Origin of the sequence: Nocardia sp. CA-107356 (assembly GCF_050946365.1) — a bacterium.
GTDB lineage: Bacteria > Actinomycetota > Actinomycetes > Mycobacteriales > Mycobacteriaceae > Nocardia.
On sequence record NZ_CP191992.1, the window covers coordinates 5,610,315 to 5,626,813 of the forward strand.

At 64.5% G+C, this 16,499-nt stretch carries 16 protein-coding genes and 1 pseudogene; 6 read left to right on the plus strand and 11 right to left on the minus strand.

The window, feature by feature from the left end; translation table 11 throughout:
* Positions 1–165: 165 nt before the first annotated feature.
* Complete coding sequence (locus ACQP1G_RS25425; RefSeq protein ID WP_433208795.1) at positions 166–531, plus strand: hypothetical protein; 366 nt, start codon at positions 166–168, stop codon at positions 529–531.
* On the opposite strand, the gene ACQP1G_RS25430 is transcribed toward ACQP1G_RS25425, so the two are convergent.
* Together ACQP1G_RS25430 and ACQP1G_RS25435 are read right to left on the minus strand one after the other, a co-directional pair.
* Positions 425–1,156 carry a cache domain-containing protein gene (locus tag ACQP1G_RS25430; protein WP_433192092.1) on the minus strand — a complete coding sequence of 244 codons (732 nt, stop codon included), beginning with the start codon at positions 1,154–1,156 and terminating at the stop codon, positions 425–427. The genes ACQP1G_RS25425 and ACQP1G_RS25430 overlap by 107 nt on opposite strands.
* Positions 1,153–1,905, minus strand: a complete 753-nt coding sequence (locus ACQP1G_RS25435) for a FadR/GntR family transcriptional regulator (RefSeq protein WP_433192093.1) — start codon at positions 1,903–1,905, stop codon at positions 1,153–1,155. The genes ACQP1G_RS25430 and ACQP1G_RS25435 overlap by 4 nt, the downstream gene beginning before the upstream one ends.
* 682 nt (positions 1,906–2,587) lie before the next feature.
* Here ACQP1G_RS25435 and ACQP1G_RS25440 point away from each other — a divergent pair.
* Positions 2,588–2,857 (plus strand): hypothetical protein, encoded by a 270-nt coding sequence (locus ACQP1G_RS25440; RefSeq protein ID WP_433192094.1) that lies wholly within the window; start codon positions 2,588–2,590, stop codon positions 2,855–2,857.
* 525 nt (positions 2,858–3,382) lie between these two features.
* A complete protein-coding gene (locus tag ACQP1G_RS25445) occupies positions 3,383–5,329 on the plus strand; it encodes a glycoside hydrolase family 15 protein (RefSeq protein WP_433192095.1) in 1,947 nt (648 codons plus the stop codon).
* A 15-nt stretch (positions 5,330–5,344) separates the two neighbouring features.
* Here ACQP1G_RS25445 and ACQP1G_RS25450 read toward each other — a convergent pair whose 3' ends face one another.
* The 4 genes from ACQP1G_RS25450 to ACQP1G_RS25465 form a co-directional block, all read right to left on the minus strand.
* Complete coding sequence (locus ACQP1G_RS25450) at positions 5,345–6,478, minus strand: CapA family protein (protein ID WP_433208798.1); 1,134 nt, start codon at positions 6,476–6,478, stop codon at positions 5,345–5,347.
* 348 nt (positions 6,479–6,826) lie between these two features.
* On the minus strand, positions 6,827–8,428 hold the full coding sequence (locus ACQP1G_RS25455; RefSeq protein ID WP_433192096.1) for a hypothetical protein: 1,602 nt from the start codon (positions 8,426–8,428) through the stop codon (positions 6,827–6,829).
* On the minus strand, positions 8,425–9,351 hold the full coding sequence (locus tag ACQP1G_RS25460; protein WP_433192097.1) for an ATP-binding cassette domain-containing protein: 927 nt from the start codon (positions 9,349–9,351) through the stop codon (positions 8,425–8,427). Before ACQP1G_RS25460 ends, ACQP1G_RS25455 begins: the two co-directional genes overlap by 4 nt.
* 288 nt (positions 9,352–9,639) lie before the next feature.
* Positions 9,640–11,268 (minus strand): FAD-dependent oxidoreductase, encoded by a 1,629-nt coding sequence (locus ACQP1G_RS25465; RefSeq protein ID WP_433192098.1) that lies wholly within the window; start codon positions 11,266–11,268, stop codon positions 9,640–9,642.
* Positions 11,269–11,525: 257 nt separating this feature from the next.
* Here ACQP1G_RS25465 and ACQP1G_RS25470 point away from each other — a divergent pair.
* Together ACQP1G_RS25470 and ACQP1G_RS25475 are read left to right on the plus strand one after the other, a co-directional pair.
* Positions 11,526–11,731: pseudogene (locus ACQP1G_RS25470) on the plus strand (MMPL family transporter); the annotation flags it as partial.
* Positions 11,732–11,813: 82 nt separating this feature from the next.
* The gene (locus ACQP1G_RS25475) at positions 11,814–12,083 is read left to right on the plus strand and encodes a metal-sensitive transcriptional regulator (RefSeq protein WP_433192099.1); all 270 of its coding nucleotides are present in this window, start codon (positions 11,814–11,816) and stop codon (positions 12,081–12,083) included.
* Between the two features lie 15 nt (positions 12,084–12,098).
* On the opposite strand, the gene ACQP1G_RS25480 is transcribed toward ACQP1G_RS25475, so the two are convergent.
* From ACQP1G_RS25480 to ACQP1G_RS25495, 4 genes are all read right to left on the minus strand, one after another.
* Positions 12,099–13,049 carry an amidohydrolase family protein gene (locus ACQP1G_RS25480; RefSeq protein ID WP_433192100.1) on the minus strand — a complete coding sequence of 317 codons (951 nt, stop codon included), beginning with the start codon at positions 13,047–13,049 and terminating at the stop codon, positions 12,099–12,101.
* Positions 13,050–13,259: 210 nt separating this feature from the next.
* The gene (locus ACQP1G_RS25485) at positions 13,260–13,619 is read right to left on the minus strand and encodes an Rv2640c family ArsR-like transcriptional regulator (protein ID WP_433192101.1); all 360 of its coding nucleotides are present in this window, start codon (positions 13,617–13,619) and stop codon (positions 13,260–13,262) included.
* A gap of 129 nt (positions 13,620–13,748) precedes the next feature.
* Entirely contained in the window at positions 13,749–14,324 is a 576-nt protein-coding gene (locus ACQP1G_RS25490; RefSeq protein ID WP_433192102.1) for an HdeD family acid-resistance protein, read from the minus strand.
* Between the two features lie 69 nt (positions 14,325–14,393).
* Positions 14,394–14,804, minus strand: a complete 411-nt coding sequence (locus tag ACQP1G_RS25495; RefSeq protein WP_433192103.1) for a VOC family protein — start codon at positions 14,802–14,804, stop codon at positions 14,394–14,396.
* A 201-nt stretch (positions 14,805–15,005) separates the two neighbouring features.
* Between ACQP1G_RS25495 and ACQP1G_RS25500 the strand changes: the two genes are divergently transcribed.
* Positions 15,006–15,992 (plus strand): glycosyltransferase family 9 protein, encoded by a 987-nt coding sequence (locus tag ACQP1G_RS25500; RefSeq protein WP_433192104.1) that lies wholly within the window; start codon positions 15,006–15,008, stop codon positions 15,990–15,992.
* 4 nt (positions 15,993–15,996) lie between these two features.
* Here ACQP1G_RS25500 and ACQP1G_RS25505 read toward each other — a convergent pair whose 3' ends face one another.
* Positions 15,997–16,320, minus strand: a complete 324-nt coding sequence (locus ACQP1G_RS25505) for an ArsR/SmtB family transcription factor (RefSeq protein WP_433192105.1) — start codon at positions 16,318–16,320, stop codon at positions 15,997–15,999.
* Positions 16,321–16,499 lie beyond the last annotated feature (179 nt).

Below are 16,499 nucleotides of genomic sequence, written 5' to 3' on the forward strand. Positions count from 1 at the left end.
CTCCGGGCCACCGCGGGGCGCTATCAGGCAATGGGAACCGCTCGCGAAGACATCGACGCCAGAAGGGTGGCGGTGCTGCGCAACTGGGAGTTCTTCCGCGCGCCGTTGGCCGGCATCGTCTGCATGCACCGCGATCTCGGCAGTGTCGATGCACTCGGTGTAGGGATGTTTGTGCAAACCTTGCTCTTGGCCCTGACAGCTCACGGCCTGGAAACTTGCGTCCAGGTCTCGATCGCGGGATATCCCGAGATCGTGCACGCACAGCTCGCTGTCCCAACAGAGTTTTCGGTCTTGTGCGGTCTGGCGGTCGGCTACCCCGACCCAACCTTCCCCGCAAACATGTCCGCATCGGCCGCCGCGCCATCGACGAGAAGGTGGTGTTCCACGATGCCTGATCGACAGTGCGATCCCCTACCGGAAAGGCTCAGCGGGATGGCGTGGGTCCCAGCGGATGCAACGACCAAGGCATCGCCTCGACCGGGACTGTCACAGCAGATCTGTCCATCCGGCTCGTCTTGGATCCGGTCGTGAATTCGGGATCGGTCCCCATAATGACGCGGCCTTCGCTATTGACCAGCACTATCCGCTGACCGAATGCCTGGAATCGCGGGAGCAAGGCCTCCTCGATCGCGGCAACCGGCACATCGGCACCGGCGATTCCGAGAAATGTTCCCGATGTGCTCGCGACCGGTATCGAGAATGTGCAAACGTACTCATCGGTGCACGCGTAGTCGAGATGCGGCCCCTGCACCCATCGCCGACCCTGCTCGCGTGGAACTATGAACCAGTCCATTTTGGTGTAGTCGTAGAAGTATTCACTATCGGGATTCAATTCCAATATCAGGCGTTGCGCGTCCGGAAGCCACCAATCCAGGTGTCGGGGGCGATCGGCGAGAACGCCGTCGGCCATCACTACGCCCGCTCCGGTGAACAGCCTTCCGCGCCGCTCGAGCTCGCCCATAATGGTCTCGCGCAGCGGTGCCAGATCAGTCGACTGGGGAGCGGACTGCGGCTTCTCGGTGAGACCATCCCAGAGGGTTGTCAGCGCGGTCCCGATGGTCGTCAGCGACAGGTAGATCTCGTCGGCCAGTTTTGCAACGGAATCAGCGAGCGACTCGATGGTCGCTGGGGCCGGAAAGTTATCGGTATCCCTCATCGATCACTGAGCTCCAAGCGTAAGGCGACGAGGCGGCGGATGCGTGATTCGGTATGCGATTCTGCCAGTTCTCTCGCCCGAGCATCGTCTTCTCGTTCGATCGCGTCCACCAGGTCACGATGGACGGTCGCCTCGGCCGCCGGGTCCAGCTTCAACCGCGGCAGCCAGAGCAGGGCGGAGAGTTCGGCCTGCAGACCGACCTCGGCGCGGGTCAGCCGGGTGGACTGCGCGCACACCGCCATCTCGATATGAAAGCGGCTGTCGGCTCGGCGTGCCGAGACGAGGTCGGTGCTGCCCATCAGCCGGTCGGCCAGGGCCCGGAGCCGGATTATATCGGCCTGCAACCCGCGGCGCGCGGCAAACACGGCGACCGCTCCGGTGACGGCGAAGTGCTCGTCCCCCAGATCGCGCAGTTCCTGGATGCTCATCTGTTGCAAGCGTGCCTGCGAGGTGTTCTCGAAGACCTCCGCCGAAGCGCTGATGAAACTGCCACCCCCGCGCCCACGCTTGGTGTGGACGATGCCCTGCTGCCGAAGTACGACCAGCGCTTCCCGCAGAGTCATCGTCGATACACCCAACTGGTTGGCCAGATCGGTCTCACTCGGCAACTGCTGGCCGTCGCTCATCACACCGAGGCTGATCGCTGCAGACAGCCGCTGCACCACGGCATCGGTTTTCGGACCGCCACCCTCGAGCGGTGACAGCACGGCGCCGAGCGCGGTCAATCCGACCCTCTTCTGCTGGGGCAACACGACTCCTCGGGTAGCGGGGACGTAACACGATTCTAGCCAACTAACACTTGAACTATGAACTATGAAGTTAGACGTACACCGGTTCTATTCCGCACTCAGGGCCACCCTGGCCGTATCGACAATCATCAGACACCAGGGCGGCGGATGCGGACAGCCAGCGCCGACTGTCCCGCCGCGTGTGCCGAATAACCTGCACAGACGCGGCGGCATAAAACGGCGCTGACCTCGCCGTACTGTTCGACCGGACCGACTCTCGGATCGGAACGCGCCCATCGGAGCGCACGCGCGGCCCGTGGCCGCGCGTGCGGTCGCCGTACGCCCGCTTCGACATCCACCGCTTCGGCTATCCCACCGCCGTTACTAGCCGAACTATCGGCCGACTAGGCGCGAGCTCGATGGGCGGCGGGGCTTAACGCGATCTTTACCGGCTGACCTCTTGAACTATGAAATCTAATGTCTTATGTTCAAGACGTGTGAATACCCCGACACCTTGACGCGACGGCGTCACGATCGAAGCAGGAATACCCCATGTCCGAGAATTCGACCTGGCCCAGGGAGCACCTTCGGTGGTGCACCCGTGGCCGTACTGAGTTGCCAGCCGAGGTGGGGACCCACCTGCGGCCGGTTTGCGGTGGTCGCCAAATGCACGAGGTAAGCGTGCGGCGACGGGGGATCGAAGATGGATGAGGATCTTCGCCGGACCGAAGTCGACGGATTCAGTGTGACGTGGCGCTTCGTTCAGCATCATCTGATCGCCATTGTCGCCGTCGACAACGCATCCGACGCTTCGCAGGTAGCTTCCTTCTGCCCCAGCAACTACCCGGATCTCGCGCAGGCGCGAGAACTCTTTCCAGATCTGGCGAGGCTGTGGGATGCGGTCCGCCACGAATTCTGGGCGAAACTCATTCCGCCGCTGCCGCTGGCGGCCAGAAAGCAGGTACTGGCATAACGTCGCCGAGGATCGACCGTTCCGGTGCATGCTCACCATAGAGTCCGAGCGCGCCCACACTGTCGCTCAACCGGCAGCGTAACCATCACAACCCACCGTCCGGGAAACCGGACAAGCTCAGTGGCCTCGACAACAGCACGCTGTTGCCGAGGCCGAAGCTGTATGCGGAGTTGTAGGCCCGGATACAGACCTGGCTTGTCGGATCATGCACCTACGGCGAAGACGGCCGCGGTGTCGCCGACTGACTCGATGAGCTTGCGGATCTTCGTTTCGGTCAACTGAGGCGTTCTCCGCCAGGCGAGAGAGCAGAGTCTCCACCGGATCCGGGACAGCTCACCCGCCCCATCACGTCGCAGCAAATTCCGGGCTTGCCGATACGACCGACAAGGTGGTGGGCTATTTGGAAACGCCATAACACTCACGTCCCCAATCCCGCTCGCAGTTCGGTCGAGAAGGAAGGCGGTGCACCAGGCAATCGCATGGAGTAGCCGGCCAGATTCCAGCGCCGAGATGATGGAGCGACACATGGACGACGAGATCGAACGCACGCCGCGGCCCACGGCGTTCCCGCGCATCGACGACTACGGCTTCATCTCCGACTGCGAGGTGACCGCACTGATCGCCCCCAGCGGAGCCATCGAGTGGATGTGTCTACCCCGCATGGACTCCCCCAGTGTCTTCGCAGCCATACTCGATCGTTCCGCCGGTTCGTTTCGGTTCGCCCCCGCCGACTTCATGGTGCCCACCGATCGCCGCTACGTCCCCGGCACGATGGTCATGGAGACGAATTGGCGCAGCGGCGAGGGGTGGGCGACGGTTCGCGATGTGCTGCTGGTCGGGCCTTGGCGGCACCAGACTCCCGGCCGTAGCGCCCATCGTCGGACCCCCACCGACTACGACGCCGAGCACATTCTGCTGCGGACAGTGCACTGTGAGACCGGGCAAATCCAGTTCATGCTCGATTGCCAGCCGTCCTTCGACTATGGCAGGCATCGCGCGCATTGGGAGTACCTCGACAGTTACCACCTCGCGCAGGCCAGCAATGACGGGATCGATCTGCAGCTGACGCTGAGCACCGACATGCGCTTGGGGCTGGAAGGTACGCACGCGCTTGCTCGCACCCTGCTGAAGGCGGGCGACACACGCTTTTGCGCGCTCGCCTGGGGTAGTCGCGACGCGCCCAGCGCCTTTGACGAGGCCGATAAACGGCTGCTGCGGACAATCCACCATTGGCGGCACTGGCTGGCCGGCGGGCGGTTCCCGGACCATCCGTGGGCTGCCCAGCTCACCCGCAGCGCACTGACTCTCAAGGGGCTGACCTTCGCACCCACCGGCGCCATTAGCGCCGCCGCCACCACGTCATTACCCGAAACACCAGGCGGACAACGCAATTGGGACTATCGCTACTCGTGGATACGCGACTCCGCCTTCGCGCTGTGGGGCCTGTACACACTGGGCTTCAGCTGGGAGGCGAACGACTTCTTCTCCTACATCATGAACTTGACCGAAAACGTCCGGGATATGCAGATCGTCTACGGCATCGGCGGCGAAAGCGACCTCACCGAGCAGACACTCACCCACCTGCGTGGCTACGAAAATGCCGGCCCCGTGCGCATCGGCAACGACGCGTACCGGCAACGCCAGCACGATGTGTGGGGCGCTGCGCTGGACGCGGTCTATCTCTACGCGCGCAACCAAGACCAAATCGATGCGCGAGCCTGGCTGGTACTGAGCCGGGCGGTCAAAAGCGCCCTCACCTACTGGCGCGAGCCCGACCATGGCATCTGGGAAGTACGCGGGCCGGCCCAACACTTCACCTCCAGCAAGGTGATGTGTTGGGTTGCCGCCGACCGCGGCGCTCGGCTGGCCCGCATCCACCAGGACTTCGAACGTGCGCATCGCTGGCAACAGGCCGCAGATGAAATCCATGCCGACATCTGCACTTATGCGGTCGACTCCCGGCGGGTGTTCACCCAGTACTACGGCAGTACGGCGCTGGATGCTTCGACCCTGCTCATCCCGCTGGTTCGTTTCCTGCCCCCCGACGACGACCGGGTACGCAATACGGTGTTGGCCATCGCCGACGAATTGACCGAGGACGGCCTCGTATTGCGGTACCGAGTCGGTGAAACCGACGATGGATGCGCAGGGGAAGAAGGTGCTTTCACGATCTGCTCGTTCTGGCTGGTCTCGGCGCTGTCGGAGATCGGCGAAAAGACACGAGCCAAACAGCTGTGCGAGAAACTGCTTGCCTACGCCAGCCCCCTTGGTCTCTACGCCGAGGAGATCGACCCCCGAACCGGCCGGCACTGGGGCAACTTCCCCCAGGCGTTCACCCACCTCGCCCTGATCAACGCCGTAATGCACGTCATCCAGGACGAACAAGCCATCCTGCGGCAGGCACTCGGGGGGGAATCCATCGCCCCGCGACTGGACGATGCGTCATTCACACTGGGATACATGCACCGCTAGCCCTGTCGCTGGGGATTACGACAACACGCCAGGTTCTCCCTCGACGATCAGCAGATCCTCATGTCCTCGCACGACACGAATCCGAAACCGGCGACTGATGTGCTCGATTGTGGAGCACAACCATTGCGCGTCGACCTGTGCGGCCCGCTCGAGACGCATCCGCCGCACCCGAAACGGCAGCATTCCCAGCGCCGTCGGCCCACCACCGGGATCAATCGACGCGACATACAGCAGCCTCAGCTCGGTTCGGTAGGACTCATAGCCCCTGATGCCTTCATAGTCGTCGATGACGTCACCGCAGCCGTACAAGATCGGCCGGTCACGATAGATCTCGATCGGGCGGGGATGGTGCGCGGAATGCCCGTGCACGACATCGATGCCGGCGTCGATCAACCGGTGCGCGAACTGAATTTCACTCAGCTCCACCCCATAGCCCCAATTCGGCCCCCAGTGCACCGATACGACGGTGATATCTCCGGTGTGCTTGTGCGCCAACACCTGTGCCGCGACTTTGTCGGCCGCGCGGTGGGCGGATGAGTCGTCGATCAACCACACACCCGGCCGGTTGTGGTGGGCCGCCCAGAATCCGGGAACACCGCTCGACCGCGCAGCGATGGACGCGATCACGGCACGATGGTCGTCGCGGACAGTCAACACCGCCGGATGGAGCGCGGTTTCGGCATCGGCTCCGGCCCCGACGCCGTGGATACCCGCGGTCGCCAGCGCGTCGAGCGTGTCTTTCATTCCGCGGCAACCGAAATCGAGGATGTGATTGTTGGCCAGCGCGCATACGTCGGGCCGAATCGCGGTCAGCACCGGAAGGTTGTCCGGGTGCATCCGATAGTGGATGCCCTTGCCGTCGGCGAATTCACCATCCGCGGTGATCGTGGTTTCCAGGTTGATCAGCCGGATATCGGGTGCGAGAGTCTGCAGAATCGGCAATGCGTCACCCCACGGCCAGCTGAAGTCCACAGGTTGCGGGATCGGCCCGTTCGTCAGCTCGGCCAGCTCGACGTAGGTGCGGGCGTCATCGACGTGACGCTCGCGCAGTGTCGGGTCTCCGGGATGCGGCAGGATCTGATCGACGCCACGCCCCAGCATCACGTCACCGCCCAGTAAAACGGTCACCGGATCGGAGTCATCGACCACACCGAACCACCCACCGCCGTTGCCGTCATCGATCGAGAAATATCCGGGGCTCACCGATATCCGGAGCCCGCCAACGCAAAGATCTGCAGAGAATCGAATCACCGTCTCGCAATGGCGGTCGAGCTGCTCGCGAAAGACCTCGATCGAACGATCCAGCACCTCGCGCAGATCACCGGATTTCCCCGGCACCACCACCATCGCACCGACCCGATCGAGCTCCGAGAGTCCGAGGTCCTCTGTTCGGATGACCGAAGCCACCCCAGCACCGATGTGATCCGCGCTGCGCCGAAATCCTCTCCTCCGCGCCGGGTCTGCGGCCGCCTATCGCGGTAGCAGCCGACGCCGCGTTCAGCCCATCGCGAGGTCGCGACGACGGAAAGCGAACAGCGCGATACCGAATGATCCCAGCCCGATCGCCGTGATCCACAGTGCGGGCGGCAGGGCGAAGTGCTGCATCGGCACCCGTGGCAGCGCGTGGAACGGGCTCAGCTGCAACGACCAGTTCGGCGCCTTCAGGGCGGTGCCGAGTGCGTCCCACAAGAAGACGGTCACCACCAGCGCGTAGACGAAGGCGACGGCACGAGGCGCCAGGCCGAGCACCGCTGCGGTGACGCCCACCGTGACCACGATGAGCGGCAGGCTATTACCCGCCGCGGCCAACAGCGAGCCGATGCCGACCCGCACTCCGGTCGCGGACGCTCCGGCCCAGATCGCCACCGCCGCGATCACGCACACCACCGTCGCCAGGCCTACAGCCAGCAGCGCCCTGCCACACAGCCATCCGATCCGCGAGCGCGGCATCGCCAGCACGATCTCCAAACGTCCCGAGGCTTCTTCACCGCGCGCGGCGACCAGCAGCGTGACCGCCAACAGCGCCGCGATCAGCTGGATCAGCGAATAGAACGCGGCGATGAAGCCATCGACAGCGAGCTTGTCACCGAAGAACTGCGCGTAGGTCGGTGTGCGTCGCACGAAGTCCAGTGCGGTCTGCACCATGGCACCCATCAGCAATGCATAGGCCGCAGTCCCGACCAGCCAGAAACCCAGATGCGCCGCCTCGTCGCGCAGCGCCGCCTGCCACGACGCACCCAACAGGGCCCGACGGGCCGGTCTGCTGTCCCGCACCGGCAGTACACCGCGTCCGATGTCCCGCACTGCCAGCAGCGGAAGTGAGATCAGTACCGGCACAATGATTCCCGCCGCGACTACCGTGAGAACCAGTAATGACGGCGCGGCGGGTGGGCGCAATAGCTCGAACCAGCCGAGCGGCGTTACCCAGCGCAGCCAGGTAATTCCGGAGCCGATATCGGCGGGTGCGCGAATAATGAAGGCGACCACCAGAATTCCGGCCGCCAGCAGTCGCGCCGCACGAACGGTGGCCGCCAGCTGGCTGGTCAGTGCCGCGATCGCCCCGAACACCAACGCGGGAAGTACCAGCTGCAGACCGAGTTCCACACAGTTGGCGAAGGTGACCAGATGCTGGGGTACACCGTCCGCGGCCAATGCCGTGACCGTCACCGCGCCGATGACGACGGCTTGCAGCGCCGTGGCGGCCAACACCGCCGCGAACCACCGCCGCCGCGGTTGCAGCCCGCTGAGCACCAATTCGCCACGGGCACAGTCCTCTTCGCCGCGCAGCGCTCCGGTGGTGATGATCGCGGCCCACATCGCCATGACGATCCCGGCGAAGGTCATACTCCGCCATGCGACCCATCCCGCCGGATCGGCGATATCGTACGGGTACCCATACAGCACGCGTAGTGCGGTGTTGTTGACGAACGGTCCGAGTATCGCTGTGCGCGTCGCCTTTTCCGGAAATACCGAGACGAATGCCTGTAGCTGCGCGGCGCCAATCACCGCCATCAGCACGGCCATCACGAGCACTGACATCCGGTTGGCGCGCAGCCTGGCGCGGACCACGACCGTCCAGCCACGCAAGACCTCGTTCACCGGTTCACCTCGGGCACCCCCCGGCTGGAATCGGCGCTCCCGTCGTGATAGTGGATGAGAAAGATCTCTTCCAGACTCGGTTCCCGGCTGTCCAGCGTCACCACCGGCATACCGGCCAGTGCCGCGAGCAGCGGTCCCATATCACCGCGCACCTGCAGTGCCAGTTGATGATCGGCGCGGTCGACGACTTCGACACCATCGAGACGACACAATGGTCCGATATCGACATCGGATTCGGCGAAGCTCACCTCGACACTGCGGGCCGACAAATGCCGCAACTGGGTCATGGTGCCCTCATCGATGAGTCGACCCGCGCGCAGAATGCCGACCCGATCGCAGACCGCCTCCACCTCGCTGAGCACATGCGAAGACAGGAAGATCGTCTGCTCGCGCGCCCTGGCCTGCGCAACAGTCTCTCGGAACGCCGCCTCCATCAACGGATCCAGCCCGGAGGTCGGCTCGTCGAGGATCAGGATTTCCGCGCGCGTGGCGAAGGCCGCTATCAACTGCACCTTCTGCCGGTTGCCCTTGGACAGGGCGCGAATCTTCTTGTCGGCGTCGAAATCGAACCGCTTCATCAGCACGTCGCGGTAGGCGCGGTCGCATCCACCCCGCAGATTCGCCAGATAGTCCAGCGTTTCGGCGCCGGTGAGCGCGGGCCACAAGGTGGGCTCGGACGCCACATACGCACAATGCCGGTGCGCCGCCACCGGATCCGACCAGGCATCCAGACCCGCGATCCGCACCCTGCCCGCGGACGGCCGGTGCAGACCGAGCAGCACTCGGATCGTCGTGGTCTTGCCTGCCCCGTTCGGGCCGAGGAATCCGTAGATCTCACCGCGGGAGATGTCGAGATCGAGCCGATCCAGCGCCAGCGTCCGGCCGTAGCGCTTCGTCAGCCCGGTCGCCTCGATGACGCCCATGGCGCACCTCCATCCATCTACACCGATGTCACACATTCATTCTCGGCCCGGCGGCCGATGCGCATCACTGTTGCCCTGGGGCGCCGAGCGTTCAAGCGCCGGAGAACCACCTTTTGCGGCGCGGCGCCTGATCGGCGCACGAACACCGCTGCGCCTTCGGCACGTCGCCGAGTACCTGCTCGACATGGTCGCCACACCCGGTGTAGCCCGGCTTGCCGCATTTCCGGCAGACAATTCGCTGACACATTGCGCCTTTTCCTTTCGCTGAAACGGATTTCCTCGCGGGATTTATCGGGTCTGGTCCGCGACCGCGTCCCGCCAGGTCCGGTATCCGCCGTCCAGGTTGACGGCGTCCCGGCCGAGCTGAGCCAGCAACCGCGTCGCACTGTTGCCACGCTGCCCGACCTGACAGAACACCAGAACAGGACCGGCAGGGATGTCGGCCACTCGCTCGCGCAGCTCATCGAGTGGGACGTTGAGTGCGCCGGGAATCGAGCCAGCGACGAACTCCTCCCGCGAGCGCACATCGACCGGATGCGCGCCCGCCGCGATCACCTCATCGACTTCGTGCCACTGCACCGTACGGATCGCGCCGCTGCGGAGATTATCGGCCATATAGCCCAGCATGTTCACCGGATCCTTGGCCGAACCGAACTGCGGCGCGTAGGCGAGTTCGAGGTCCATCAACCGCGAGGCGGGAATACCGCCTGCCATCGCGGTGGCCAGTACGTCGATCCGCTTGTCGACACCTTCACCACCCACCGCCTGCGCACCCAGTATCGCGTCGGTCTCGAGATCGACCAGCAGCTTCACCGACATCGATCGGGCATCCGGGTAGTACCCGGCATGAGCCAGCGGATGCGAATGCAGGATGCGGAAGGGGCGGCCGACGGCTCGCAGCCGCTTTTCGCTCCATCCGGTCATCGCCACGGTCAGCTCGAAGACACCGACGATTGCGGTGCTCTGAGCGGGCGGGTCCACCACCGACAGCCCCGCGATTACGTCCGCGACCAGCCGCCCCTGCCGATTCGCGGCATTGGCCAGCGGGACGAGCGCCGACTGCCCTGTCACCGCGTCCCGCTTTTCCACCACATCGCCGACCGCATAAATGTGCGGTGCCGATGTGCGCAGTTGGTTGTCGACCATGATGCCGCCCCCCGAGCCGACCGCCAATCCGGCCGCACGGGCCAGACCGCTCTCCGGGCGCACCCCGATCGCCATGACCACCAGTTCGGCCGGGACCACGCGCCGATCCGACAGACTCACCGTGTCGACATCGATACGAGTCAGCTCGGCGCCCAACTCCAACCGGATCCCGTGATCACGCATTTCGGCGGCGACGGGCGCGGCCATCTCGACATCCAGCGGTGCGAGCACCTGCGGGCCGCGCTCGACGAGGGTGGTCGAAATACCGCGCCGCACCAGATTTTCGGCCATCTCCACACCGATGAACCCCGCCCCTACCACTACCGCGGACCGTACCCCGGCCACCGCTTCCACGAGGCGGTCGACGTCGGCGACATCGCGCAGTACCAGAGCGCGCTCGGCACCCGGCAGCGGCGGCACGATCGCCGCGGCACCGGTGCTCAGCACCAATTCATCGAACGGTTCGACATATTCACGGCCCGAGTCCAGCTCACGCACGGTGACGGTCCGAGCTTGCGTGTCGATGGCCACCACCTCGTGCCGGACTCGCACGTCGAGTCGGAACCGCGCCGCCAGCGACTCGGGCGTCTGCAAGAGCAGTGATTCGCGTTTCGGGATCACGCCGCCGACGTAATAGGGCAGACCGCAGTTCGCGAACGACACATGATCGCCGCGCTCCAGCACAACGATTTCCGCCGATTCCATCAGTCGCCGCAGACGGGTGGCGGCCGACATGCCACCGGCCACTCCACCGACGATCACAACTTTCATCTCGATCCTCCCAGCGGGCCACGGCACCGATGTGCGCGATGCCACTCTTCACAGTCAGATACCCCCTGGGGTATTTTCCTTCGCATTCAATATACCCCAGGGGGTATGAAAGGAGAACTGTGATGACCAACTCGTCGGCGGTTTCCGCGGCTCACGACACAGTGCCACCGCAGGGATCCGGTGCGGTACTGAGCCGACTCGGGGCAGCTATGGCCGGTCGCGCCCGGATCGTGTTCGGCGTTTGGTTGGTGGTGCTGATCGCGCTGTTCCTTCACCTTCACGCTCGCCGACCCGCTGCCGCCGACGGAAATGGGCATCACCCTTGGGGTCGCCGTGCTGCTCGACGCGTTCGCGGTGCGCTTGGTGTTGATGTCGGCGCTGCTGAGGCTGACCGGGCACGCCGCCTGGTGGTCCCCGGAGGCTGCGCAAGCTACTCCCCCCGATCAGCTTCGCCCACCATTGAAATCACATATGGGGCTCGGCCCACACCGCCCTAAATACCCCCAGGGGTATGATCGGCAATCTACTCGATGAAAGGAATACCCATGGTCGGCAACGAAGAGACCATCGCCCTGGTGCTCAACCGGCTGCGCCGTGCGCACGGCCAACTCGCCGGGGTGATCTCCATGATCGAGCAGGGTCGCGACTGCAAGGACGTGGTCACCCAACTCGCCGCCGTCTCCCGCGCACTGGACCGCGCTGGTTTCAAGATCGTCGCCACCGGTCTGCGCGAATGCCTCACCGGAGACACCGCCGACGGTTCCGAGCCGATGTCCGAAGCCGAACTCGAGAAGCTCTTCCTCGCCCTCGCCTGACCGGCACAGCGGCCTCTATTGGAGGGATTCCTTCGCTAGACGAGGAAACAGGTCGAGAGCGTTCCCACGGTTGATCGCGGCTCTCCCGGTGTCGTCGAGGCCGGGATAGGCATCGAACTGGCCGGTGAAGTACGCGACACCGAGTTCGGGCGCGAACGGCCAGTCGCTGCCGAAGAGCACGTGATCGGGACGAGCGAAGGCCAGCAGGCTCGGCAGTGCCGCGGGGCTGCCCGACAGCGCGGTATCGAAGTAGAAACCGCTGAGGTCGGCCAAGATCTCGAGCGCGTTACCGCCGGTTTCGGCGGTAATCGCGGCAGCGATGCGATGCGATGCGTAGGGTACGAACCCGCCCGCGTGCGACAGGATGAACCGAATGTTCGGATAGCGCCGCGGCACACCGCGCAGCACCAAATTCGTTGCGGCGCGGGTGGTGTCGAGCAGAAAGTCGGCCGCGAACGGCGGAATCCCCGCGACCGCGGGGCCGGGCAGTTCCGAGGGGTGCACCAGGACCACGGCGGCCCGCCGATCGAGCTCGGCCATAACCGGATCGAAGATCGGGTCGCCGAGGTAGCGGCCACGCGCGTTCGCCAGCAGCACGACACCATCCGCATTCAGTTCGTCGTATGCGTACGCGATCTCCCCGACCGATCCGTCCACATCGGGCAGCGGCACGGTGGCGAACAGCCCGAACCGATCGGGGTGATCCCGCACCAGATCCGCACCGGTCTCGTTGACCCGGCGCGCCCACATCCGCGCCTCGGCATCATCGCCGAGATGAGTGCCGGGCGTGGACAGCGACAAGATCGCCGTGGCGATCGAATACCGATCCATCAGCGCGAGCGCGCTTTCTGGACTCCAGTCGGGCAGATCGCGACCACCAGGGGCAACAATGCCTTTCGCGCGCAGCCAGTCGGCATAGTCGCGGGGAACCAGGTGCTGGTGCACATCGATGCGGGCGGCGGTCATCCGCCTCCTCCTTCGTCTCGGACTTGCGCAAACCCCACCACCAAGATGAGATTTCTAGCATTACTGATGTCATCATCAGTTACGCAGAAGGGATCGGTCAAGAGGGATCAATCAGGGGGATATATATTTTAGGTGCGCATATCTACGTATGAGCATGATAGGAAGAGAACGGTTACGGCCGGTTGGCAATTTCCGGACAACCAGACCGACCTACCGGCAGCACTCCGGGTCGAGCACGAAACACAAGGCGGACAACGCATCTCGGCGTGCGGCATGCTGGACGGTCATCCCCTGGCGCACCGATTCCACCAGCCCAGCGGCGCGTAGTTGGCCCAGGTGATGACTGACCGTCGATTCCGCGAGCGCCACAGCCGCGGCCAGTTCTCGGGTGTTGACCGTGGTGTCTCGCCCAGCGAGCAGCAATGACATCAATTTGACCCGCACCGGATCCGCCAGCGCCTTCAGCCGCAATGCCACTTCGAGTGCGGCCTGGTCGTCGACCGGCGCCGCCGCCACCGGCGCACAGCAGATCGGCGCGGAAACATCGATGACGGGCAGCGCCTTGGGCATGCTTTCATCTTGACATATATCGAAAGCCTTGCCGCCAAGGCCCCGAAATCACCACTCCCCCAGCAGTATTGCCCCCGAAAGACGCCTGCGGCCGCCGCATACAGCGACGGCCGCGGGCAATCGAAAACCTCAGACGGCGAGCTTCTTCGCATCCTTGCGGATACCGAAGGAGGTGACGATCTCCATAACGCCGACGATGATCAGCCACCAGCCCGCGACCAACGCCAGCGTCGCCACCGACTGGACCGGCCATGCGATCAGCACCACGCCACCGATCGCGGTGATGACACCGAAGAAACCCTGCCAACCCCGGGCAGGCAGTGCGGGCTCGGAGATCGCCGCCATCAGCAGCGCGATACCACGGAACAGCCAGCCGATACCGATCCACAGGCCGAGCAACAGAATCGAGGCCAACTGGTCACGGAAACAGAAGACACCGATGATGATCGACAACACACCACTGATGAACGCCAGCACTCGCATTCCCGCGCTGGCGGGAGCGCCGAACGCGGCCAGCAGCTGCAGAAAGCCGCTCACCACCAGATAGATACCGAAGATGATGCCCGCGGCCGCCAGTGTCACATTCGGCCACACCATGATCATCACACCGAGGATCACCGCAAGGATGCCGGTAACCAGAACCGTCTGCCACGCACTGCGCGCAAGCGACTGCAGAGGACCCTCTAGCACGCTGTTTGTCGTCATGACGTGATGTTAAGCCTCGCGCCAGCGGTTTTCTGGGCATTTGCTACACAACGCGTTCAACGGCCGGCGCTAGGCCGAGGAGGCGATGTTCACCATCCACGCGATACCGAATCGATCCATGCACATACCGAACTCATCGCCCCACATCTGCTTCTCCAGCGGCACGGTGACCGTGCCGCCGGAGGTGAGCTGGTCCCAGTAGCCGCGCAGCTCATCGGCGTCGTCACCGCTGAGGCTGATCGAAATACTGTTTCCTGGTTTGTATTCCATGCCGGGCGGGGTATCCGAAGCCATCAGTGTGAAACCGCTCGGCGTCTCCAGCATGCCGTGCATGACCAGATCCGCGCCGGGCGCGTCCTTATCGCCCATATCCCCGAAGGTTTGAATGGACAGCGTGCCGTCGAACACGTCTCGATAGAACTCGAGCGCGGCGCGCGCCGTGTCTCCGAAACTGATGTACGGGTTGAGCCTGGAGGTCATAGGAAACGCTCCTTGGTGTAGGTGCCGCCATCGCCGAGGTTAGTCCTCCGGCCCGGGCGGCGGGCTCGATAACGAGCGACTCACTCACGTTTATCGCCGATCGGGCTCGGGTAGTCATCCCTAAGTGGCTCTAGTCGTGTGCACCCATGGGGTGAAGCGGGTGGGTCGGGTTCGCGAGTCTCGGGTGGCTAGGAGAAGAGGGTGGCGGTTGTTCTCGTGCTGCAGGCACGTGGCCTCGGTGATCTGCTCACCGCGGTTCCCGCGTTGCGCGCGTTGCGACGGGCGAAGCCGCACGATCAGATCGTCCTGGCAGCACCGCATCGCTTGAAACCGATCGTCGACCTCATCGCCTCCGTGGACACCATGGTGCCGACCGCCGAACTCGGCGACCTACGCTGGGATGCCAGCGCACCCGCACTCGCGGTGAACCTGCACGGTGCGAGCGCCGAGAGCATCGTCGCGCTCACCAAGACCGATCCCGGCCGCATCCTCTCCTACCGCAACCCGGCATTTCCCGAGTTGGAGGGCCCGGAGTGGCAGACCGATATGCATCACGTCGAGCGCTGGTGTCATCTACTCGAATCCGACGGCATCGTCGCCGACCGTCGCAATCTGGGACTGGTCCCGCCGGTCGCCACCACCAGCCACCGCGATTGCGTCGTAGTACATGTCGGCGCGGGCGCTCCGGCACGGCGCTGGCCGCCCGACCGGCTCGCCGCCGTCGTGCGCCATCTGCTGGTGCTCGGTCGCGAGGTGGTGCTCACCGGTGACGAATACGAGCGCGATATCGCCCTGAATGTCGCCGCGCGCGCGGGCCTACCGGTGAGCCGGGTACTAGCGGGCGAGCAGAACCTCATCGAACTCGCGGCCACCGTTGCCGAGGCCGCCCTGGTCATCTGCGGTGATACCGGCGTCGCACACCTCGCCACCGCGTTCGGTACTCGCACCGTATTGCTGTTCGGTCCAACGCCCCCACGCTGGGGTGGGCCGCCGCCACATCTGCTCGGCAGGCATGCGGTGCTGTGGGCCGGTCAGATCGGCGACCCGATGGCCGATACACCCGATCCCGGACTGCTGCGTATCGGCGTGACCGAGGTGATCACCGCCGTCGACAAACAACTCGCCAAGCGCGCATGGCCCGGCAACGGAAACAATCGCGGGCGTACGGCGTATCGCCGCGTGGGTTGACGTTTCAGACGTTGCGGTCGGCGCGGGCGTTGGTCAAAGCCGCGGCGTATGCGGCAAGCGCGCTTGGCCAGAACTGCTCCAGGTAATCGCGCGCATCGCCGAGGCCGCGCGGGTCGAGGAAATAGAGCCGCCGGTTACCGTCCGGACGCATCATGACGAGCCGGGCCTCGCGCAGGACGCGCAGATGTTGGGAGGCCGCGGAACTGGTCACCCCGACGAGCTTCGCCAGGTCGCCCACGGACAGCGGTGCGGTCGGCAATGCCTCGAAGATGGCCCGACGGGTCGGGTCGGCCAGCGCCTCCAGTGCGCGAACTCCTTTAGTTGGCACTGAAATAGTGTGGTCGCCTGGCATCGCTCTGGTCAATTCTGCGCGCCACCGCATCTCACCAGGTAAGCGGAATATTCGTGTCGTGCCGTTATCTAGTTGTGACATGTCAACTGGAGTTTTCTTGACCCGTGACGGTTGCCACACGATTGCGGAACCCCAACCGCGGCCCCGTACGTTCG

Coding starts and splice junctions, on each gene's coding strand:
- ACQP1G_RS25460 (WP_433192097.1), bottom strand. CDS start 9,351: ATGGGCGTCATCGAGGCGACCGGGCTGACGAAGCGCTACGGCCGGACG.
- ACQP1G_RS25425 (WP_433208795.1), top strand. CDS start 166: ATGTTTGTGCAAACCTTGCTCTTGGCCCTGACAGCTCACGGCCTGGAA.
- ACQP1G_RS25445 (WP_433192095.1), top strand. CDS start 3,383: ATGGACGACGAGATCGAACGCACGCCGCGGCCCACGGCGTTCCCGCGC.
- ACQP1G_RS25465 (WP_433192098.1), bottom strand. CDS start 11,268: ATGAAAGTTGTGATCGTCGGTGGAGTGGCCGGTGGCATGTCGGCCGCC.
- ACQP1G_RS25480 (WP_433192100.1), bottom strand. CDS start 13,049: ATGACCGCCGCCCGCATCGATGTGCACCAGCACCTGGTTCCCCGCGAC.
- ACQP1G_RS25485 (WP_433192101.1), bottom strand. CDS start 13,619: ATGCCCAAGGCGCTGCCCGTCATCGATGTTTCCGCGCCGATCTGCTGT.
- ACQP1G_RS25490 (WP_433192102.1), bottom strand. CDS start 14,324: ATGACGACAAACAGCGTGCTAGAGGGTCCTCTGCAGTCGCTTGCGCGC.
- ACQP1G_RS25475 (WP_433192099.1), top strand. CDS start 11,814: ATGGTCGGCAACGAAGAGACCATCGCCCTGGTGCTCAACCGGCTGCGC.
- ACQP1G_RS25430 (WP_433192092.1), bottom strand. CDS start 1,156: ATGAGGGATACCGATAACTTTCCGGCCCCAGCGACCATCGAGTCGCTC.
- ACQP1G_RS25495 (WP_433192103.1), bottom strand. CDS start 14,804: ATGACCTCCAGGCTCAACCCGTACATCAGTTTCGGAGACACGGCGCGC.
- ACQP1G_RS25440 (WP_433192094.1), top strand. CDS start 2,588: ATGGATGAGGATCTTCGCCGGACCGAAGTCGACGGATTCAGTGTGACG.